The following is a 22311-nucleotide window of genomic DNA, read 5'->3' as shown; positions in this document are numbered from 1 at the left end:
GCGTCTTTGTGTTTAAAATCTAAAAAGTGAAAAAAGAAGAGTTGGAAATACGGTTTAAGGAACTGAGCGATATTTTGCTTGATGAGCTTAACGATGATGGCTTTTGGTCCGGAGAATTATCGTCGAGTGCGCTGGGGGTAGCTGTTGCTGTTGCAGCGCTTCATTTCCACGATGCCAATCTTCATCAGCACGAAATTACAAAAGGCCTGAAATGGCTTTCTTTAAATCAGAATACTGACGGTGGTTATGGCGACACACCCGAAAGTCCGGCAAATATTTCAACTTCTTTACTTTCTTATGCGGCGTTGAATTTATATGCAGAAACCAATTTGGAAGTAAAGTCAACACAGCAAAAACTGGCAGGCTACCTGCTTACACAAAATGTTGATGTTCGCTCCGACCAGGTGGCAAAAGTTATTCTTGATCACTACCAAAAAGACTATACGTTCTCGGTACCAATTTTAACATTGTGCGCACTTTGTGGCGTTCCCGGCGACGACGGATTTAAACACATTCCGCAGCTGCCTTTCGAGCTGGCTTTGCTGCCACGACGTTTTTATCGTATATTGAATCTGAGTGTGGTAAGTTATGCAATTCCGGCATTGATTGCTGTTGGGATTGTGGTTTTCCGCAAGAAAAAATCGAATGGATTTACACGAACCATCAGGGCAAAAGCGGAGAAGAAAGCCCTTAAAATACTGGAACGATCGCTACCGGAAAGCGGCGGCTTCCTGGAAGCTATTCCACTCACCGCATTTGTTGCCTTAAGCCTAATAAATGCAGGATTAAGAGATTCGATTGTTGTAGACAAAGGAATTGCTTTTTTAAAACGTATACAACGCGAAGATGGTAGCTGGCCCATTGACATCGACCTGTCAACATGGGTGACCACACTTAGTGTAAAAGCTTTGGGTGATAGAAAAAACAAAGTGCTTTCGGAAACCCAACAAAAGAGCATTATCAGTCATTTGCTTTCGGTGCAAAATAAAACAGTACATCCGTTTAACGGCACTTCGCCGGGCGGTTGGGGCTGGACAAATTACACGGGATCGGTACCCGACTGCGACGATACACCCGGAGCGATTCTGGCACTTTTAGAACTGGCGCCTCACCATACAATAAGGGAGGAAATTCTGGGTGGTGGCGAATGGTTGCTAAAACTTCAAAATAATGATGGCGGCTTTCCTACATTTTCGCGGGGCTGGGGAAAATTACCTTTCGACCAGAGTTGTGCCGATTTAACCGGGCACTGCGTTTTAGCGCTTTCCAAACTGTTGGATGTATACAAATCAGAACTGAATTCAAAACAGAAAAAACTGTATTCTACAGCAATAAAAAAGGCTGTCGATTATCTGGGCAAACACCAAAAAGAAAACGGTTCGTGGTTACCACTTTGGTTTGGTAACCAGCACGCCCAGAATCATGAAAACCCGGTGTACGGAACTGCGCGGGTACTCACCTATTTTCAGAAAGCAAATTTGTTGTTGAAAGATGAGCCGGTTCTTACTGAAAGAATTCAGAAAATGATTGCAAAAGGAACCGACTTCCTGCGGAAAGTTCAGAATGAAGATGGCAGCTGGGGAGGTGATTTTGGAATTGAAGGTACGATTGAAGAAACAGCGCTTGCCGTAGCAGCTTTGAAGGAAACAAAATCGGAAACTGAGATTGAAAGAGGGTTAGCGTGGCTCGACGATTATTACAAAAAAAATGGGCTTAAAAAAGCCCCAATCGGATTGTATTTTGCATCGTTGTGGTACGATGAAAAATTATATCCTTTAACAGCTTATCTCGAAGCCATAAACCTGATTTCGAGTTTAAAATAACACACAGCTTTAGCTATTTTAATCAGAAACTTTTTCCGGTTTTCGTAGTACTATCGGGATAATATAAGAAAATTGGGAGAAGTTTATGAAAAAAAGAGCAAAGCAAAAGTCCTTCTCACGCCATCTTTAGATTTAAAATTCTGTGAAATAACCCGCTATTACTACAGATTTTTAAATCTAAATCTGACATAATTATGACTTTCTGTGAGAATATTTTAAACTCGAAATCAGGTTTTAAAAGGATATATCGATAAAAATTAAATCTGGGTTCCCTCCTTTTGTACAAGGGTTCCGTCTTCCATAATTACATCGTAGAAATAGCCCGCGCCAAAATCTTTTTCCAGCGTCAATTTTCCTTTAAAAGTAACCACGTCGCCAACTTTTACATCGGCTTGTGTTGTAATTGTCAGATCGAAATTACTACCGGTGCCGGTACCGTCCTGAATGTGCACCCAGTTTTTACCCATCACCTGCTCGTTTACTTTTACCACAGCCCCTTTAATTTCAAATTCTTTGTTGCTATAATCGGCTTTGTTGGCAAAAACATCGGCAATACTCAAGTCTCCTTCTTCTTTCTCGATTTCAACTTCTGCATCGCTAACAGCCACTTTCCCCTGATGCGACCGAGGCATAGCACTACCCATGGCAGGCTGCTCAGTTCCGGGAGTTTTGGTTATTTTATTCACAAAGTAAATTACATCAAAGGTTCTATCGATCTCTTTACTGTGGAAATTTTCCATTGGCAAGGCATCGTAGTAATATAAAACTTCGCCCGGACTCACCTCTTGTTTCGCTACTGCGATCCACTTTGCAATACCATTTTCAGTTGCGCTAATGTAGGTGTAACTTCCTCCCTGAATCACTTCTGAAACCTTAATCATATTGAATGCACTCTCACTCTGAGCCGGAGCCGAAGCGCCATTTTTATTTCGTACACACGATAAAAACATACCGGCAACGGCCAGTATCATCAAAATCTTAGTCATCTTCATCCTCATCATTCTTTTTATTGTTTTAAAATTTAATTCTCAAGTTAAGGTACAACCTGTTAAACAACTGTTGATCCTGAAATGTTGCCTCGTAATTGGCCGACAAATACAGTTTTTTGCTGAATTGCCACGACAAATCAAGCTCGCCAATGTGCTGCTGCAAATTAGTTAAAGTATTTACATATTGAAAATCTACCCAACGATAATGTAGCATTGTATATAATTTTCCTGAAACAAGATCTTTTGATAAACGTGCACCATAAACCTGCCCGTCGAGATAGCTGGTTTGCATCAAATTGGCGGTAATACTCAACGAAGCATTCAGGGCCGGAACTTTTGTCCAGGTTGCAAAACCATTTAATGTTTTTGTTGGTCGCGGACCTTCGTCGCGGAATCGTGTTCCGGCGCTGGCACCAACAATAAAGCCATTTACAGGTCGGTAGTTAATCCTGGCGCGTACTCCTTGCCGGCTTGCCTGTTGCAAAATCTCGTCGGCATAATTCCGGAAGGTTTCGTAGTAAATTACATTCTTCCGATTGTCGTACGAACCAAAAACCGAAAGTCGTTTTGAAAAACGATAACGTGCTGAAAAATACAGGCCGGTTAAACTCACGGTGTTTGTGGGCTTTTCATTTTCCACCTTATACAAATCGAGTTCCATCGAAGAAAACAAGGTCAAATTTTTAATGGCCGAATTGGTGTGCTGCATGTAAACAAACCGGCGGTCGATATTCCCCGAATTTCGTTGCTCAAAAAAAGCCAGCGACGACTGCACAAAACCATTGGACGTTTTTTTGCTTTGCCCTACGTAAGCGCCGTATTCAAACAAATCAAAATTGTAGCCGTAATCCTGGTGATCGGGCCGTGTACCGCCTACAATTCCAGCAAACATATTTTTAAATTTATATTCGAACTGTACCCCGTCAATGGCTCCAACATTTGCAATGCGCGGATTTATCTTTCGCCCGGCCCAAAAAGTGGCCGACTCGTTGATATCATATTTCAGCGCCAAACTGTATACTTTCAAGGCATTGTTCAGATTCTCCTGCACCACCTCCCACTGATTTAGTTTATGCGTGAAAGACACATACGTTTCAGCAGAAATTTTTGATCCTGACAAATGCGAAGCTTTTGCTGATAAAGTATAACGGAAGCGATGAATATTATCCGCTTCATCAGAAATATTGGAGTAAGAAGACAGGGACAATCTACCGTTTATATCCTGTGTTCTCGTCGGTTCTTTTGTCGGTTCCTGAGAAATTAATACCCGTTCATTCACATCCTTTTCAGGCAAATCCTGTTGCTGTTGCACAACTTCACGAACCGGCTTATTTGTTCTGCCAAAAACAATATCGTCGACCTTAAACGTATGTTCTCCCAAAACAGAGCATAAACATGAAATGGAAGATTTATTATCGACAAGTAAGGCCGGCGTCAGGCCGTTTTTATCCCGGATAAACAAGGTATCACCATTTTCAATCTGATTGGTGGAGGCAAATCGCACATAAATATTTTCTCCGGTAACGTACGATACTTTCCCATTGAGAAGTTCCCCGGATTCTTGCGCATTCACGGCCATTGTTCCCCAAAACAAAAGAAACAATCCGAATAATCTGATATTTGGTTTTCGTATCTTAATCATCTTCTGCATTACCTCTTGGGTGACAATCGAAACAACTTGTTGGCGTATATACGTAATCATTTACATCTCTATGGCGACTGTCCGTTTCGGTTTGATTGTGTTCGTGACAATCGGTACAGCTAAACAGTGAGTAGCTATTCTGCTGCGTGTGGCAATCAAAACAATTGTTCCATTCGCCACGGTGCCTGCCCGAATAAATAGGGAAATAGTAGTCATCATGAACAGTAAACTGTGCCGGACTCCATCCCGGGTCGGTTGTATGACAGTCGGAACATTGCGTTGAAAAACCGCTGTTTTGGTGCGATGGATTTGTTGCCGAAACAAAATCAGTTTCATGGCAACTAAAACAATCGGTTGAAATCGGTTCAAAAACTCCCGAGGTATGACATTCGGTACAACTGCTAACAGCATGTCCTTTTGTTAAGGGGAAAAAATCGTGATTAATACCTTGTGCCGACCACAAGAATGCATCAATCCGGTGACATTCAAAACAGTCGGTCGAGAAACCGGACTCAACATGATTGGGCTCAGTGGTTGCGTAATAATCCTGGCTATGACAATCGATACATTCCACTCCCAGAGGCTGAAATTCCAACAATGAAGCGCTGGTATGACAGTCCGAACAATCGGCGGTGTTGTGAGCTCCCATCAGCGGAAAACGGCTTGTTTGATGAATTTCGGTAATGTTACTTACCAGCCACGAGCGCGAATCGTGACAGCGCCTGCAATCGAGGCCAACCGTGTTGTTGTGCATGTCGTTGTGACAATCCATACAATTCGATTTTGCATCGTTAAAAACCAGTGTTGTGTGGCACGCTCTGCAATCGGTAAAAGCATGCTGCCCGTCAAGCGTAAAATCAGTTGAATCATGCGAGAAACGTGCCGTTGCTTTCGAGAAAATCCAGCCTTCGGTTGTGTGGCAGTCGAGGCAATCAATTGACAGGTCCTCGCCATGGGGATTTTCCTGTGCCCTCAGTTGAAAGACCAAAAACAACACTACAATTATTAATGACAACTTGCGCATGTTATATCTTCAAATTTATAAACGATGTAATTCCGGATTAAATTATCGGTGGGTTTATGGCAGGCAATACACTCCAGCCCCTCATGTTTTCCATCGATTTTAAACCGTGAATTTTCATGATTGAATTTTTCGGGCAACCAGTTTTTAAACGTGTGGCACCGCTCGCAATCATTTTTCCCAGATTCCTCAAACTGCCCAAAATGAATATCATCATGGCAGTTCGCACAGTCAGCCGCGAGTCCTGCAAACTTTTGCCTGGAAACTTCGGCAGTTTCGTTAAAGTGGCAATCGCGGCACGATGCCGTTGTATGTTTTCCTTCGAGCTTAAAATTCGTTTTGTTATGATCAAAGTTGATCTGGCTCCAGATCGTTTCGTTATGACACGCACGACAATCGGAATCAGGCATAAATTTACTGCTGATTTTATCCTCGTGAATATTTTTGTGACAAGCAGTGCAATTGATTTCTTCGAACTTAAAATTCCATTCTTCACCTTTTTTATGGCACTCGAAACACGGTGTTGCCATGTGTGCGCCGTTTAATGCAAATTCGGTGTTGTTGTGCCGCTCAAGGCCAAAAGAAGAAGGCGAAAATCCATCAACAGAATGACAGGAATTACAATCGGGTGAAACCCCGTTTTTTGCCAACTGACCTTTATGAAAATCGCTGTGGCAATCGGTACAATTAGTATGCGGTACTGCTTTTGTATGATTTCCCGAGGTGTGACATTCTTTACAATCTACCGAAACATGTTTGCCCCGCAATGGATAGTCGGTGTTGTTGTGGTTAAAAGCGCCAATGTTTTTTACCTGCGTGAAAGAAAATTCATCATGACATTTACGACAGTCGTTACCAAATTTATTGTTGTGCACATCCTCGTGGCAACTGGTGCAGCTGGCAAATTGTACATCGGCAAACTGTTGAAATGGGTTGCCATTCAACGTCGTCTTCTCATGACATTTGGAACAATCAACTTCCTTGTGTTTACCAACCAATGGGAATTTAGTTGCTGCGTGATCAAATCCGGTAGCCGGAACAAAAGCCTCCTGGTTGTGACAAGCCGTACAATTCTGCGACAAAGTATTCTGGTGAACATCGGTATGGCAATCGATACATTCGGTGCCCATCCCAAGGAAGGTACCGGCCGATTTTTTCTGCGAAATTTTGTTTTTAATTAACGCGGCCTTATGACAATCGATACAGGTTATTTCAGCATGTTTGGCTTCCAGTTTAAAACCCGTTAGGTTGTGATTGAAATTATCTTGATTCATCCGAACCACCTCAAAATCGCGACCATAATGTTCGCCATGACATGCTGCACATCGTTGCCCTGTAACTTCCGCCGATGCATGATAACCTTTCTTCTGATCCACCAGCTTTTTTATTTCGGTATGACAAGCCAAACATTTTGCCGAGGTTTCCTTCTCACCCAAAACATGGCACTTTGTACAGTTTGTTATACCTTCCAAATGGGCATGTACATCAGACAATTCTCCCGGCGATAACTGGGCAAAAGATTTTACCGCAATAAAAAATACTGCCAAAAGAAATCCGATATGGTTACCTGCGTTTTTCAAGTTTCTAAGCGTGTTTCAATATTGCTTCGCCAAATTTTGTAGTTATTTCAATGCCTGCGTTTCGTAAAAACTCGGCGGGCAGTTCCCCTCCTGCAAAAATGTATAACAGGTTATTTTCAATTACCAACTCCTCTTGCTGATCTGCAATTTTCAAGCGCACACACTCTTCTTCAATCGCACTTACGTTTGAGTTCAATATCACATCCAAAAGCTTTGATTCAATGGCTGCGTCAAGTTTTTTTCTGTTTTTTGGTTTTAGGCGCGAAAAAGTTTCTTTCCGGTACGAAAGGGTAACTTCATTTCCGGCAGCCAGCAACAGGGCTGATTCAATTGCCGAATCGCCACCGCCAACTACCAATATTTTGTTCCCCGAAATAAGCTCAGGCTCGAGTAATCGGTACGCAACTTTTGGCAAATCTTCACCGGGAACATTTAACTTTCGTGGTGTACCCCGCCGGCCAATAGCCAGCAAAACGCGCTGCGAGGTATACAGTTCGCCGTTGTTACATTCCACACAAAATCCCTGTTCGGTTTTATATATCTTATTAACCTTTTGTTTTTCATTGATTTTAATCTCGTTCTTCGACAAAACTTCGTTCCACAAATCCAGCAACTCGGGTTTGCTGGTTTCGTAAAGTTTTACCTTACCATATAACGGCAAATCCATTGGCGAGGTCATTACAATTTTCGCCCTTGGGAAATTATAAACAGTTCCGCCCAGCGTATCCTGTTCGAGGGTAATTGTTTTCAACTTCAACCGCTTCGCTTCAAGTGTAGCTGAAATTCCTGCCGGACCTGCGCCAATTACAATCAAATCGTATTGCGCATCGCTTTCTTTTTTTATTCCTTTTGCCAGGTTTTGAACAGCCTGTCGTCCCTGCTCCACCGCATTTCGGATCAATCCCATTCCGCCCATTTCGCCGGCAATGAACATTCCTTTTACGTTGGTTTCAAATGTTTGATTAACATGTGGCAGATCAACACCCCGCTTTTCGGTTCCGATAAAAAGTGAAATGGCCTGTGTTGGACAGGCATGAAAACACGCCCCGTGACCCACACATTGGCTGGCATTTATAACGGTTGCTTTTCCATTCCGAATGCCAAGAATATCATGTTCGGGACAAGCCCGAATACAGGCTCCACTCTGGATGCATGAATTTACATCAACCACCGGATGTAAGGAAACAGGCTCATGCAATCCATCTTCTTTTGCCCTTTGTATCTTCTCTTCAACAATTTTCGATTCACGCCGCAATTTTCGGATATAGATGAAAACCACCCCAAGAAGAAATAGTACTACCGCACCGTAAATCAATAGTTGTTCAAGCAAGTTTTCCATAGTTTAAAAAATCCAGGTGTAACCAAACAGCAAAGCCACAACAATATGAACCAGCATAATCACCAGCATAATTAAGGCAAACGGAAGGTGTGCCACGTGCCAGTAACGCATTAATTGTTGCATGGTTGAAAGCCACGCAATTCTTCGGTTCATAATAATCTTCAATTTCAATATTTTTATTGCCTTCCGGTAATTTTTTCCCTTAAAGCCTTTCTCTTTCAGTTCTTTTCTCAAGTCGGCAATTAACGTGCGCTCAAATTGGAACCGATTTGCCAGGCGTTTCACGTAGTTACCATCCTCGCGGTACGATTGTGTTTTTAATGCTGCGTTTACTTTCTGCAGACCAGCTGAAAGTGCTTCATTCCCCTCGCTGAACTGTGCCCAAAGTTCGGTTTCCATTTTATTCAGCTCAATTAGACTCATTTCACGTCCTTCAATAGTGCGCGGTATTTGCAAATAGATAACACGGCCAATCACGCCACTGATTACTACTGCAACCATACTCCAAAAACTTACGGCAACAATACCTCCGAATTTAAATGAGGTGTGAAACAGAACCATAATCGGCCCCAGTGTGCATAAAAAAATGTGGAATTCGAGCCAGTATTTTAACACGCCCAGCCGCGACAGAAACCGGAATCGTTTACGCGCCATATAACCCAAAACGCCAACTACCATTAACGTAGCTCCTATAATTCCGAGTCCGTGCCCGATTAAACCGGTTGGTCTCAATAAAGCATCTTGCTCATGAAAATGCCGTTCACCGATATCTGCCAAATAATAATCAGCTCCGTAAACAACTAAAAAGACAAATACAAAAATTGTAATTGATACTAACAATAGTAAATACAACGAATGCCAATGCCGTCCCATTTATCCACTTCAATTTAGGTTGGTAACTTAAAGCTAGAACTAATTTCTAAAATGATATACGTTCAGAACAGGAAGAATAGTATTTTAAACTGTCTCGAAATTAGAAGGTTACATTTTAAGCGCAATTTATTACAAACTATGGTGCATATTTTTCACGCACATGAACTGCTTAGCTTGCAAATTGAGAAATAAATTGAAGTTTATACACCAGCCAATTTAAACAGCGTTTAAATTTTAAACCCGGGAGCTATAATATGAATTTACAGGATAAAGTTGTGACTATAATGCCGGGGCCTTAATCAACTCAACGGATTCAAAATAATTCTATCACTAATTAGAATTAGCAAGAATTTGATCCAGATCATCCCATTGAATTTTTTGCAATTCCTGCATCAACGAATCCTTAACGGCATTGTATCGTGTCATATTTTCTTCTTTCACCGGCTCAACGGGTGGTGCTTTTACCTTAAGCGGATCGACCAAACTTCCGTTTTTTGCCACCCTGAAATCGAGGTGCGGACCTGATGCCAATCCGGTTGAACCGACATAACCAATAACCTGTCCTTGCTTTACGCGTGCGCCGGTATGAATCCCCTTTCCATACCCTGAAAGATGCATATAGGTAGTGGTATAAACAGAATTGTGCTTTATTTTCAAATAATTACCGCCCCCACTTTTCTGATAGGCTTTGGCAACAACTGTTCCATCACCAATACTCATTACCGGAGTTCCTTTGGGTGCCGCATAATCCACTCCATGATGCGGACGACGGATACGTAAAACCGGATGCATACGATTGTTCGAAAAGCGGGAACTGATTCGCGAGAATTTCAGCGGTGCCTTTAAGAAAGCTTTTCTCAGACTTTTACCCTGCTCATCGAAATAATCCCAACGGTCGTCCTGATTGAAGATAAATGCATAGTTATCTTCACCATAGTGATCAAACTGAACTGCATAAATTTCGCCAATGCCAATGGAAACGGAATCAACAAACTGTTCATCGTAAATCACCCTAAAACGATCGCCTTTCTGGATAGCAAAGAAATCGATGGTCCAGGCAAAAATATCGGAAAGTTCGAGTGCCAGCATCGGGTCTTGCCCGTTATCCACCATGGCATTCCACAACGAAGTCTCAACCACTCCATGCGCAGTTCGTTGGCGGGTTTTCACTTCCTTTTCACCCTTATAAATTCCTAATGTATCGGTTAACTCGAAAACTGTATATTCAACAGGTGAGTTTTCATAAACAAAATATTTGGCCACCGGAACTGAATCGAGGGTCGAAAGAATACAAAAGTTCTCGCCGCTTTTAATTTTTCGGACATCGAAAACATCTCTTGATTTTCGGGCAATTTTATCGATGGTTCCCATTCCCACACCACGTGCATTCAAAATCTGACTGAGGTACTGATTGTTTTTCACCTTGCCCATTTCAATCGTAAACGAATCAACCGGAAGTCCGTATTTTAACTCCGGCATTTTTACTTCAACAACGGTATCCAACACCGGTGCCTCTTCATTTTGGGCCTTTTTAGGTGCACACGAAAACAATTGACTCAGTCCAACAACGAGTCCCATCCCCACTAAAATCGATCTCAACTTCCTCATCTTCAAATTTTATTAAACGCAAAAATAAGAAAACTGTATAGATAACAAGATTAGTATGTATTTATTTAAAAAATTGAATTATTAGACAAAAATTAAATGATCGCAGAAAGAACAGCTTACAATTTCAACTTATCGAAACCCTGCCCGTAAACGCCCATAACACTTCCCATTGAGATAAAAGCATCCGGATCGATCTGTTTGATTTTACGAAAAATGGCGCTGGTCTCTTTTTTTCGAACAACCGACATAATTACTTTCGTATCTTTTTTGGTATACCAGCCCGTTCCATTTAGTATAGTTACCCCACGAATGGCCTCGTTGTTAATGTATTCTGCAATTTGCTCGTACTCTTTAGAGATAATAAACATTTGGGCCGAGCGGTTGGCTCCACTTAAAAACGAATCGAGCGAATAAGAAACCACCCACATGGAAACATAACCGTAAACCAGTTTTTCGGGCGAACGGAAAACCATATACGACGAAGCAATGATAATAACGTCGCACAATAAAATTATACGCCCCGGACTAATATTGCGGTATTTGTTTATAATCATGGCAAAAATATCAGTCCCGCCGGTGCTTCCACCTCTCGAAAAAACAACACCGAGGCCAACTCCGCCGGCCATTCCGCCTAAAATTGCCGAAAGAAATGTGTCGTTAACCAATGGTTCTTTCAAAATATTCTGAAACAGGGCAAAGAATCCGGTCAAAACCAGGATACTGTAAATGGTTTTCACACCAAAATTAGCTCCCAGAATTTTTATGGCTACCAGCACCAGAAACGCATTAATAATCAGATATGTTATACTTACCGGAATTTTTGTGGCAAAATAAATAACCGCTGCAACACCACTTATTCCTCCGCCGGTTATCTCGGCAGGAATTAGAAACAATACCCAGCCTGCTGCAAACAACAGCAGCCCGAAAGTAATTATTGCATAATCCTGAATCATGCGTCCCAGCCGTGTGTTATCCGACAATATCTCCTTAACCATTTTTAGTATTTAATGTGTATTAAAAAATCGCGCAAATGAACAAAGCCTTTACTGAAAAAATAGTGATGATTGTCAGGGATTTGCGATATAACGTTAAGTTCACAAACATCTTCTGTTAAACAGTTTCTCCTACATCACAGAGAGGTACTTCCAATATATTTTTTAAACCACCTGAATTTAAAGGCATTTTAGTCCGTTTTTACAACCACGCCATTCCGACTTCTTGATTTTAAGACAATTATATCTTAAATTGTAATAAATCGTTAACATTCAAAAGATGCTTAATTTCTACAAAATCGTAAAAGAGAATCTTAATTTCAACCGGTTTGAATTTCGGGAAACGGTTTGCCTGGAATACACTTGTCCGATTGATGCCGAACAAATCGGAATTTTTTCCCGCAACGATTACATTGTGTATGTACTAAGCGGCAAAAAAACCTACAAAACCATCAACGGCGAGTGGACATTAACTCCCGGGCAAACTCTTTATTTAAAGAAAGGTGCCGAAGTTATTCATCAGTATTTTGACGATGAGTATTGTATGCTTGGCTTTTTTATCTCCGATGAACTGATACGCGAAACGATGGAGGAAATTCAGGGAAAACAAGTACTCAAAATAAATCACGAACCAAATAATTTTACTGCGCGGAAAGTAAATACCTCTGATTATCTGGAAGGATATTTTCATTCCATGCTCACTTACTTTCGTGGCATAAACCGGCCACCCGATCAGATTCTGGTGCTTAAATTAAAGGAGCTACTGATCACACTGATCAACTCCGACCCAACGTTAACGAATTACTTCACAAGCCTTACACAGTCTGACAAACCTTCGTTAAAGCGAATTATGGAGCAGAATTTCTGTTTCAACCTTAAACTGGAAGATTTTGCTGAACTTTCGCACCGAAGCCTTTCTTCATTTAAAAGAGAATTCCAGCAAATATTCCAGGATTCGCCCGGAAAATGGATTATACGCAGAAGAGTTGAACACGCAGCCGCCATTCTTGCAAATTCTTCTCAAAGTGTTACCCAGGCTGCTTATGAATCAGGTTTCGAAGACGTCTCACATTTTAGTCGTGTATTTAAAAAGATCACAGGAAAAAGTCCTTCCGATTACAAAAAATCACTGGTTTTTTGACCCATTTTTGCGTATTGAGCCAAATCGTCAACACTTCGGACTTTTTAGCAAAGTATGGCGCCCGGATAGTTCTCAACTTTGTACCAACAAAAACAGAGAACGATGAAAAACTTGATTTACACTTCAGAAAACAGGTCCGGACAACACAACGGATTCTCTCCTTTCTTCTTCATCAAAGGAACATCAAACAGCAGCCATGAAACTTATAACAATGTTGGAAGCACCGCTTACCAGGCGGAAATTGGCGGGAATACACTTTTAACTCCGGAAGCTTCTTTTGGAATGAGTGCAGGCAATATTCCGAACCTCAGAAAAGTTTGTCGCGAATTGTTCAACACTTTTCGCGGGCAGCAGGCACCCTATACAGCACTTCAGTTTATTCCGGTAATGCAGCAAGATATGACATTCGATAAAGAAGAACTGAAACGCTTTCTGAAAAACAGGGAAACTCGCCACGTTTTGGTTAATAATCGCTGGATGAAAGTAGTGCTGATTCACTGGAAACCCGGAAAAGTTAGCGACATTCATGGTCATCCGGCCGGAGGATGTGTGTTCAAATTGCTACATGGCAAACTGGAGGAACTGCGTTACTCAGCCGACGAAAAACAAACCATCCTTTGTTCAAATGGTTACCGTGCCGGCAGCATGGCCTACATCGACGATCGGATGGGCTATCACGCAGTTGGAAATCCATTTGGCAGCTCTGCAGTCAGCCTACATGTGTACACGCCCGGAACAATAAAATCATACAACGAAAATATTTTTTAATCATACAATTTATTCACCATTAAAATTTCACATCATGGAAACTAAACAAAAATTAGTAGTAGTTATTTCGAGAGGTCACGACGACGAGCGTTCATCGGTAGCATGGAGTATTGCTAACGGAGGTATTAACAACGGACTGGAAGTTTCAATCTTTCTGGTAAGCTCAGCAATCGACTGGGTGCGTAAAGGTGCGGCCGAAAAAGCACGCCCAAATCCTGAAGATCCAACGATCAAAGAAATGATCCAGAACGTATTCAATGCAGGTTGTAACGTTAGTGTATGCCCGCCATGCGCAAAAGTGCGCGGTTACAGCGAAGAAGATCTGGTTGATGGCGTGAAGATCGTTGGTTCAGTTGCCATTCATGAAAGGATAAAAGAAGGAGCCGCTCTGTTGAGCTTCTAAATTCCACAACTTTTTTCATGAAAAAAGGGATAGCAGTTTGCCATCCCTTTTTTTGATATTATCTATTGAAGTATTATCCTACAGCAATATTGATGATTTTTTTCGGCACAAAAATGAATTTCCGAACGGTTTTCCCTTCCATCCATTTGGCAGCGCGTTCATCGGCAAGCACTGTTTTTTCAATCTCGTCTTTTGGCATATCCAAAGGCAACTCAATTTTAAAACGCATTTTTCCGTTAAACGATACCGGGTATTCGTGCGAATCTTCAGTAAGTAAACTCTGATCAACTTGCGGCCATGCTTCGTAAGCCAGTGTTTTAGCATTTCCGTACATCGACCACAACTCTTCGGCCATGTGTGGTGCATAAGGTGCCAGTATTTTGGCGAATGTTTCAGCAGTTTGTTTGGTAACTTTTCCCTTTTTAATAGCCATGTTATTGAATACCATCAATGCCGAAATTCCGGTATTGAACTTCAGGTTCTCAATATCGTGCTCTACTTTTTGTATGGTCTGATGCAGCAATTTTGCCACCTCTTTATCTTCTTCTCCGTCAACAATTTTCGCCGGATCGGCAAAGAAACGATAAACACGTGCAAGGAAGTTGAAAACCCCTTTAACGCCGTTTTCTGCCCAGGGTTTACGCTCGTCGAGCGGCCCCATAAACATTTCGTACAAACGCAGCGAGTCGGCACCGTAATGTGCGATCACGTCGTCAGGATTCACCACATTCTTCAGCGACTTCGACATTTTTGCTACAATTTGTCTCAGCTCCTCACCTGTTTCTGTGTGGAAATATTTACCGTCTTTTTCCTCTACCAAATCAGAAGCTACTTTTGCTCCGGTTGCAGTTTCGTAAGCAAAAGCCAGAATCATTCCCTGGTTAAACAGTTTTTGGAAAGGTTCGTCGGTTGAAACAACGCCCAAATCAAACAACACTTTGTGCCAGAAACGCGAGTACAATAAGTGCAGAACCGCATGCTCGGCACCACCAACATACAAGTCAACAGGCATCCAGTACTGTTCTTTTTTCACATCGAAAATACTGTCCTCGTTATTCGGATCGATGTAGCGTAAGTAGTACCAGCACGATCCTGCCCACTGTGGCATAGTGTTGGTTTCGCGGCGACCTTTACGTCCGTTTTTATCGGTAACCATCAGCCAGTCTTCAGCATTTGCCAATGGCGACTCTCCGCTTTCACTTGGTGTGTATTCTTCCAGATTTGGCAATTCCAAAGGCAGATTTTCATCCTCCACCAAAGTAACTTCGCCATCTTCCCAGTGAATAACAGGGAAAGGCTCGCCCCAGTATCGCTGGCGGCTAAACAACCAGTCGCGCAACTTAAAGTTTGTGGTTGCTTTTCCAATTCCTTTTCCTTCCAGCCATTCAACTACTTTTTGAATTCCGGCAGCTTTGTTTAATCCGTTGATATCCAAACCGGTTTCCTCGCTCGATGAGTTGATGTATGCACCGTCCTCTGTCCAGCAGGCATCACCGGCTAAAATCTCTTCGCGGTTCTCTGCATCTTTTGGATCAAGAATACAGTTGATGTGAATATCGAACTCTTTGGCGAACTCAAAGTCGCGTGTATCGTGTGCCGGAACTGCCATAATTGCTCCAGTTCCGTAGCCCATCAATACGTAGTCGGCTACCCAAATCGGGATCAACTGTTTGTTCACCGGATTAACAGCATAACGACCGGTAAATACTCCGGTTTTCTCTTTTGCCAGATCCGTACGATCCAAATCCGATTTTAAAGCCGCAGCTTTTATGTATGCTTCTACCGCATCTTTTTTGTCTTCCGTTACAATTTCATCTACTAACTCGTGCTCAGGAGCAATTACCATGTAAGTTGCACCAAACAAAGTATCAGGGCGGGTAGTGTAAACACGTAGATTTTTATCCAAACCATCGATGGCAAAATCCACTTCAGCACCGGTTGATTTTCCAATCCAGTTGCGTTGCATGTCTTTTACTCCTTCAGGCCAATCCAGGTTCTCAAGTCCGTTTAACAATCTTTCTCCGTAATGTGGAATGCGAAGCAACCATTGTTTCAGGTTTTTGCGAATAACGGTGTTGCCACACTTTTCGTGCGAACCATCCGTAAGCACCTCTTCGTTGGCACACACTGTTTTACACGAGTTACACCACCAAACCTGTGCGTTGTCGTAGTAGGCCAGGCGTTTTTCGCCGATGTAAGCTTTTACAGCCTCTTCACCTTCTGCTTTTACTGCTTCAGGAATTACCAATTCCGAAATTGGACGGCCTTTTTGCTGCTCTTCATCAAAATAAGTGTCGTATAATTTTTTGAAGATCCACTGTGTCCATTTAAAATATTTTGGATCGGTGGTATTAATTTCGCGGTCCCAGTCGTAGCTCAAACCAATAGCCTTAATCTGGCGACGGAAATTATCGCAGTTTTTCTGAGTGGTAATGGCCGGGTGTGTACCCGTTTGCATGGCGTACTGTTCGGCGGGCAAACCAAAAGCATCGTAGCCCATTGGATGCAACACATTAAAGCCCTTCATACGTTTGTAACGGCTTAAAATATCGGTTGCGGTATACCCCTCAGGGTGACCAACATGCAGCCCTGCTCCCGACGGATAAGGGAACATATCGAGTATGTAATATTTTGGTTTTGAGTAATCGTCGTTGGTTTTAAACGTTTTGTTTTCCTCCCAGTACTTTTGCCATTTCGGCTCTATTTCTGCGAATTTATATTCCATTTTCTTACTTAATAAGATTCTGATTTTAAAGGCGCAAAGATAAAATTTTTGTTGGATGTATCAGGTGATTTTACACATTCAAAATAAATCAACTGAAAATGTTTGAGTTTACAACCAATTGCCTGTCAAATATTACAGAATAATATTTTTAGTGTTAATTAATATGCTGAAAAGCAACCAGATAACTCTATCATTTTTTGTAACTTCAACATATATAAACTAAAACCTTTAAAATGAACACTAAAAATAGCAAGTTATTTGTTGACGACTTTATGAACTACGCACGGGCGAAAGACCCCGGTCAACCTGAATTTCACCAGGCAGTGCACGAAGTTGTAGAATCACTGGCCGATTTTCTACTCGACAATCCCAGATACCTTCACGCTCAAATTCTGGAACGAATGGTTGAGCCGGAGCGTATTATCCAGTTTCGTGTTCCCTGGATCGACGACCGTGGAAAAATTCACATTAACCGCGGCTACCGGGTGGAAATGAACAGCGCTATTGGACCGTATAAAGGTGGCTTGCGTTTTCACCCAACCGTAAACCAAAGTATTCTTAAGTTTTTAGCTTTTGAACAGGTTTTAAAAAACAGCCTTACCTCGCTGCCAATGGGAGGCGGAAAAGGAGGTTCTGATTTTGATCCGAAAAACAAATCAGACAATGAAGTGATGCGTTTCTGCCAGAGTTTTATGACCGAATTATCGCGTCATATAGGGCCGTATACCGACGTGCCTGCCGGCGATATTGGTGTTGGCGGCCGTGAGATCGGCTTCCTGTTTGGGCAATACAAACGCCTGCGCAACGAATTTACCGGAGTATTAACCGGAAAAGGTGTTGAATGGGGAGGTTCGCTTATCCGCCCCGAAGCTACCGGTTACGGTGCCGTGTATTTTGCCAAAGAAATGATGGAAACCCGCGGTGAAAGTTTTAAAGGAAAAACGGTAGCTGTTTCCGGCTCGGGTAATGTTGCTCAATATGCTACTGAAAAAGTTATTGAGCTGGGCGGAAAAGTGGTGACCCTCTCCGATTCGAGCGGCTCTATATACGATCCGGAAGGTATTGACCGGGAAAAACTGGATTTTGTAATGGAGTTGAAAAACGTACATCGCGGAAGGATAAAAGAATATGCCGACAAATACGCGATTCAATACCTGGAAAAACAACGGCCCTGGAGTGTAAAATGCGACGTGGCCCTGCCTTGTGCAACAGAAAACGAACTGAATCTGGAAGAAGCAAAAATGCTGCTTAACAACGGTTGTTTTGTGGTTGCTGAAGGCGCCAACATGCCAAGCACCGAAGAGGCGGTACATTATTTTATCGAGAAACAAATTCTTTACGGACCGGGCAAAGCAGCCAACGCAGGCGGTGTAGCTGTATCGGGCTTGGAGATGACTCAGAATAGTATGCGTATTTCGTGGAGCCGCGAAGAAGTGGACACGAAACTGCACTCCATTATGCGCAACATACACGAGATGTGTGTAAAATATGGAAAAGAAAATTCAGAATTTACCAACTACGTAAAAGGCGCAAACATTGCAGGATTCGTAAAAGTTGCCAACTCGATGATGGCTCAGGGATTAGTCTAATTACTAACCAATAATTATTTATATTCTATCCGGTCTGGTTTTTCAGGCCGGATTTTTTTGTAGAAATTATCTGTCGTACAGTTCGCTTCAATTTATAATTCAGAAATCAGGACATCGGGGCACAATTTTTGCTGTAATGCGCCCGATTAATACATTTGCACAAAACTATTTTCGGTGAAGAAATTCAATCTTACTTTTATTACACTTCTGTTTTCTGTATTCGCGGCTTTCAGCCAGTCGTATGTTCGGGTTATAAATGCCAAAACAGGTAATCCAATTGAACATGCCATGCTTATTTCAGATAACTTTCTTACACAAACAGATAACGAAGGCAGAGCAAAACTCGACGGTTTCCTGGCGGATGAAAAAATCCTCTTTAAACATTCATCATATATACCTTACGTAAGCACCCGCCAAAAAATTGAAAACCAAAGCCGAACAGTGCTGTTGATTGAAAGTCCGGTGCGGCTTGATGAAGTGGTTATTTCGGTTAACCGTTGGAAACAATCGAAAACAGAAATTCCGCATACCATAAAATCGATACAGCCCGAAGAAATAATGCATTACAATCCGCAAACCACGGCCGACATGCTGGGTACCGAAAGTGGAATATTTATCCAAAAAAGCCAAATGGGTGGCGGCAGCCCGATGATACGTGGTTTTGCTGCCAACCGGGTACTGATTATGGTTGATGGCATCAGGATGAACAACGCCATTTATCGTAGCGGAAACCTGCAAAATGTAATTTCGGTTGATGCACAAAGCCTGCAAAATACCGAGGTTATTTTTGGGCCGGGTTCGGTAATTTACGGAAGCGATGCACTGGGTGGCGTAATGAGTTTTAACATGCTGTCGCCCAAACTTTCTACCAACGATGATTTCGAAAATTTTGGAAAAGTATACGCCCGCTACTCAAGTGCCAATTTTGAGAAAACCGGACATCTCTCGTACAATATCGGGGGCAAAAAGTGGGCATCAGTAATTAGTGCCACCTTTACTGATTTTGATGATTTACTGATGGGAACTTCCGGCCCCGACGAATATCTACGCCCTGAATATGTTGAAAATACTGCGTATTCCGGAGAAGATCAGATAGTGCAAAACAGCAACAACCGGGAACAAATATATACTGGCTACAATCAGTTCAACCTGTTGGGGAAACTACGTTTCAGGCCCAATGAAGCCATCGACATTTTGCTAAGCGCCCAACACTCGCAAACCGGCGATATTCCGCGATACGACAGATTAATTGAGTACAGTGGCGACGCATTAAAATACGCCGAGTGGTATTACGGTCCTCAGGAATGGACACTTGTATCAGGCCGACTGCAAGTGGAAAAAGAAATGATGCTCTTCGACAAAGCCAACCTGTTGCTTGGTTACCAGGATTACACCGAAAGCCGCCACGACCGTAAACGGAATAAAGAAGTACTGCGTAACCGTACCGAAAATGTAAATGTATATTCGATTAACCTCGATTTTGGAAAAAATATCGATATAAAAAGCGAACTGTTTTATGGTTTGGAAAGCTACTTTAACAAGGTTGGGTCAAACGGATATTCCGAAGATCTGATTTCGGGAGAGCAGGAAAACATTGCTCCCCGATATCCCGATGATTCTAACTATTCGAGCCTGGCAGCTTATTACTCCTTTAAATATTCCATCAGCCCGAAAATTATTTTCCAAATGGGTTCGCGCTTTACCTACACGCATTTGGAAGGCGAATTTGATACCGATTATTATCAGTTTCCGTTCGATGGTTTTAACATGAACAATTCGGCATTTAACGGCAATCTGGGACTGGTTTGGCACCCCACCACCGATTGGCAAATTAATATCCATGGCTCCACCGGTTTTCGCTCGCCAAATATCGATGATGTTGCCAAGGTTTTCGATTCGGAACCAGGCACAGTTGTGGTTCCCAATCCCGACCTGAAACCGGAATATGCGCGCAATTTGGAGTTAAGCCTTATTCGTTCGTACCAGAATAAAGTTAAGGTTGAACTCACCGGGTTTTACACCTGGTTGAAAGATGCCATGGTTCGACGGGCTTTCGATGGATTGGAACAAGACTCCATTTTATACGACGGAGAAATGAGCCGCGTGGAAGCATTGGTGAATGCCGAGTCGGCAACCATATACGGAACAACGATGAACGTAGATTACCTTTTTAATAACCAATGGCGCACCCGGCATGATATTACAATTACAAAAGGAGAAGATTCGGAAGGTTTGCCAATCCGGCATGTTCCACCGGTATTTGGTTCGTCGCACATTATTTTCGAAGGGCCAAAATTATACCTCGATTTATACGTAAACTACAATGGCAAACTTCATTTCGAGGATCTTGCCACCGACGAACAAAGTAAACCTCATCTATATGTTCCCGATGAAAACGGTAATCCGTATTCTCCGGCGTGGTGGACTGCCAACCTAAAATCGAACTACCAGCTAAATTCGAACCTGACACTAAGTGGCGGAATAGAAAACATTTTTAACAAACGCTATCGTCCTTATTCTTCGGGAGTTGTATCCCCCGGCCTGAACTTTGTTATTTCAGCATTATTTAAATTTTAAATTCCAGCGCCTTTTTTGGAGCAAATGCACAGGAAAAGAAGATTCGCATAACATAATATTAACGTTATTATTCTTTTTATGCAGAATAAATAAAGCTTAGAAAACATATTATTTACAATTAGTCGACAACTTGCGGGAACTAAAATTAACGTAATGAAACGACGAAATTTTCTTGGAGCCCTTGGAACATCAGCGCTCGCCGTATCAACATTATCCTTTACAACAAACGCGGCCCCCGATGCGCCTAAAAATCGCTTATTCCGCATCGTTCATTTAACCGACATGCACATTTTTGAATCGGAAAAAGTAGCTCGCGGAATAAAACAGCTATTAAAAGAGATTCACCAGTTGGAAGACAAACCCGATTTTGTTCTCAATACCGGTGATAATATTATGGATGCCCTTAAACATTCGAAAGAAGAGGTGGAACAGCAATGGAATGCCTGGACTCGCTATTATAAAAATGAGTTACAATATCCGTTGTACAACTGCATTGGCAACCACGATGTTTGGGGTTGGGGATTAAAAGAACAGCCCATTCAGAACGATCCGCTTTACGGGAAAGCATGGGCATTAAAAATGCTGGAATTAAAAAACCGGTACTATTCATTCGAACACAAAGGATGGAAGTTTATTATTCTCGATAGTCCGGCTTCGGTAAACGAAGGAAGTTACACTGCCCGGCTCGATGATGAACAATTTATGTGGTTAGCAAGCGAGTTGGAAAACACAGCATCATCAACACCCGTTTGTATTGTTTCTCATATTCCAATTTTATCGGCCTCGGTTTTTTACGATGGCGACAATTTAAAAGACGGAAACTGGCAGGTACCCGGTGCCTGGATGCACACCGATTCAAAAAAAATAAAAGACCTTTTTTATAAACACAAAAATGTAAAAGCTGCATTAAGCGGACACATTCATCTGGCCGACAAAACAGAATATCTTGGCGTGCAATACCATTGTAACGGTGCCGCATGTGGCGGATGGTGGGACGGCAATTACCAGGAATTTGGCCCGGCTTACGCAATAATCGACTTTTATGCCAACGGAGATATTATTACCAATTTAAAAGAATACAAATTCTAAATCCAACTAAATAAAGAAATAGAATGAACACCCGATAATCATCCAACGCTCCTAAGTTTCTGAGGAGCCATTTTTCAGCTACAATAAACACTGCATTTCATAAGGATTGACTTACGCATATAGGTCAAAATGGGATTACTATGATTAAAATT

Annotated in this window: 16 protein-coding genes; 7 read left to right on the top strand and 9 right to left on the bottom strand. The window is 42.1% G+C overall.

Going from position 1 to position 22311, the window contains the following annotated elements:
- Nucleotides 1–26 precede the first annotated feature (26 nt).
- The gene (locus tag LH29_RS04495; RefSeq protein ID WP_045026283.1) at nt 27–1823 is read left to right on the top strand and encodes a prenyltransferase/squalene oxidase repeat-containing protein; all 1797 of its coding nucleotides are present in this window, start codon (nt 27–29) and stop codon (nt 1821–1823) included.
- A gap of 257 nt (nt 1824–2080) precedes the next feature.
- Here the strand turns inward: LH29_RS04495 and LH29_RS23630 are convergent, their stop codons facing one another.
- From LH29_RS23630 to LH29_RS04455, 8 genes are all read right to left on the bottom strand, one after another.
- The gene (locus LH29_RS23630; protein WP_157493563.1) at nt 2081–2815 is read right to left on the bottom strand and encodes a hypothetical protein; all 735 of its coding nucleotides are present in this window, start codon (nt 2813–2815) and stop codon (nt 2081–2083) included.
- Nucleotides 2816–2837: 22 nt separating this feature from the next.
- The gene (locus LH29_RS04485; protein ID WP_045026282.1) at nt 2838–4454 is read right to left on the bottom strand and encodes a TonB-dependent receptor; all 1617 of its coding nucleotides are present in this window, start codon (nt 4452–4454) and stop codon (nt 2838–2840) included.
- Complete coding sequence (locus tag LH29_RS04480) at nt 4447–5478, bottom strand: cytochrome c3 family protein (RefSeq protein ID WP_045026281.1); 1032 nt, start codon at nt 5476–5478, stop codon at nt 4447–4449. The genes LH29_RS04485 and LH29_RS04480 overlap by 8 nt, the downstream gene beginning before the upstream one ends.
- A complete protein-coding gene (locus tag LH29_RS04475; protein WP_157493561.1) occupies nt 5460–7022 on the bottom strand; it encodes a cytochrome c3 family protein in 1563 nt (520 codons plus the stop codon). Before LH29_RS04475 ends, LH29_RS04480 begins: the two co-directional genes overlap by 19 nt.
- A gap of 37 nt (nt 7023–7059) precedes the next feature.
- Nucleotides 7060–8394: an NAD(P)-binding domain-containing protein gene (locus tag LH29_RS04470; protein WP_045026279.1), complete on the bottom strand. Its 1335-nt coding sequence runs from the start codon at nt 8392–8394 to the stop codon at nt 7060–7062.
- Between the two features lie 3 nt (nt 8395–8397).
- Nucleotides 8398–9267 carry a hypothetical protein gene (locus LH29_RS04465; RefSeq protein WP_045026278.1) on the bottom strand — a complete coding sequence of 290 codons (870 nt, stop codon included), beginning with the start codon at nt 9265–9267 and terminating at the stop codon, nt 8398–8400.
- A gap of 330 nt (nt 9268–9597) precedes the next feature.
- Nucleotides 9598–10875, bottom strand: a complete 1278-nt coding sequence (locus tag LH29_RS04460) for a M23 family metallopeptidase (RefSeq protein WP_045026277.1) — start codon at nt 10873–10875, stop codon at nt 9598–9600.
- 116 nt (nt 10876–10991) lie between these two features.
- Nucleotides 10992–11870, bottom strand: a complete 879-nt coding sequence (locus LH29_RS04455) for a YitT family protein (protein WP_045026276.1) — start codon at nt 11868–11870, stop codon at nt 10992–10994.
- A 277-nt stretch (nt 11871–12147) separates the two neighbouring features.
- Between LH29_RS04455 and LH29_RS04450 the strand changes: the two genes are divergently transcribed.
- The 3 genes from LH29_RS04450 (at nt 12148) to LH29_RS04440 (ending at nt 14179) form a co-directional block, all read left to right on the top strand.
- Entirely contained in the window at nt 12148–13008 is an 861-nt protein-coding gene (locus LH29_RS04450) for an AraC family transcriptional regulator (RefSeq protein WP_045026275.1), read from the top strand.
- 102 nt (nt 13009–13110) lie between these two features.
- Nucleotides 13111–13776: a cysteine dioxygenase gene (locus LH29_RS04445; RefSeq protein WP_045026274.1), complete on the top strand. Its 666-nt coding sequence runs from the start codon at nt 13111–13113 to the stop codon at nt 13774–13776.
- A 34-nt stretch (nt 13777–13810) separates the two neighbouring features.
- Complete coding sequence (locus tag LH29_RS04440) at nt 13811–14179, top strand: DsrE family protein (protein WP_045026273.1); 369 nt, start codon at nt 13811–13813, stop codon at nt 14177–14179.
- 73 nt (nt 14180–14252) lie between these two features.
- Here the strand turns inward: LH29_RS04440 and leuS are convergent, their stop codons facing one another.
- A complete protein-coding gene (gene leuS, locus LH29_RS04435; protein WP_045026272.1) occupies nt 14253–16904 on the bottom strand; it encodes a leucine--tRNA ligase in 2652 nt (883 codons plus the stop codon).
- 233 nt (nt 16905–17137) lie between these two features.
- Between leuS and gdhA the strand changes: the two genes are divergently transcribed.
- From gdhA to LH29_RS04420, 3 genes are all read left to right on the top strand, one after another.
- Nucleotides 17138–18493 carry an NADP-specific glutamate dehydrogenase gene (gene gdhA, locus LH29_RS04430; RefSeq protein WP_045026271.1) on the top strand — a complete coding sequence of 452 codons (1356 nt, stop codon included), beginning with the start codon at nt 17138–17140 and terminating at the stop codon, nt 18491–18493.
- Between the two features lie 174 nt (nt 18494–18667).
- Nucleotides 18668–21070, top strand: coding sequence for a TonB-dependent receptor plug domain-containing protein (locus LH29_RS04425; RefSeq protein WP_052670602.1), 2403 nt, complete (start codon nt 18668–18670; stop codon nt 21068–21070).
- 153 nt (nt 21071–21223) lie between these two features.
- Nucleotides 21224–22159 carry a metallophosphoesterase family protein gene (locus LH29_RS04420; protein ID WP_045026270.1) on the top strand — a complete coding sequence of 312 codons (936 nt, stop codon included), beginning with the start codon at nt 21224–21226 and terminating at the stop codon, nt 22157–22159.
- Nucleotides 22160–22311 lie beyond the last annotated feature (152 nt).

This window comes from Draconibacterium sediminis (assembly GCF_000949475.1).
Taxonomy (GTDB): domain Bacteria; phylum Bacteroidota; class Bacteroidia; order Bacteroidales; family Prolixibacteraceae; genus Draconibacterium; species Draconibacterium sediminis.
This window is presented reverse-complemented; position numbering and strand designations above follow the sequence as displayed.